Genomic DNA, 381 nt, shown 5'->3' with positions numbered 1-381 from the left:
GCAGCGGCGCCCATTCCACCGCGCGCCGCCAGCGCAACTGGTTGCGCCAGTAGCCGCCGCTGTCGCCGGTCAGGGTCTGGTCCTTGAAGCCGCGCACCGAGCTGTTGCCGCCGAGGCTGATGCGCTGCGGGCTGAACAGCACCTCCTCGCTCCTCTGCCCGGTGGCCAGGCTGTCGAAGCTGAAGCGCTCGCCCCATAGCTGGAACGGCTGCAGGTAGCTGAGGGTCAGGCTGTACTTGTCGTAGCGCGCATGCGGATCGCCCGCCTGCGGGTGGCCGCGACCCTGCGCGCCAAGGGCGCCGATGCCCTGCTGCCAGCCGAGGTCGAGGTTGACGAAACCGCTGCCGATCCGCCGGCCGTGGTTGAAGCCGAGCTGGGTCT

At 70.3% G+C, this 381-nt stretch carries 1 protein-coding gene; it reads right to left on the bottom strand.

What is annotated here, in order from left to right:
* Nucleotides 1-381, bottom strand: a 381-nt coding sequence (locus JHD77_RS32030) for a ShlB/FhaC/HecB family hemolysin secretion/activation protein (protein WP_233410351.1), incomplete at both ends; no start/stop codon positions are given.

Source organism: Pseudomonas sp. P20, assembly GCF_016463925.1.
Classification (GTDB): domain Bacteria; phylum Pseudomonadota; class Gammaproteobacteria; order Pseudomonadales; family Pseudomonadaceae; genus Pseudomonas; species Pseudomonas aeruginosa.
The sequence above is the reverse complement of the archived record's forward strand: the minus strand, read 5'-3'. Positions and strand labels throughout refer to the sequence as shown.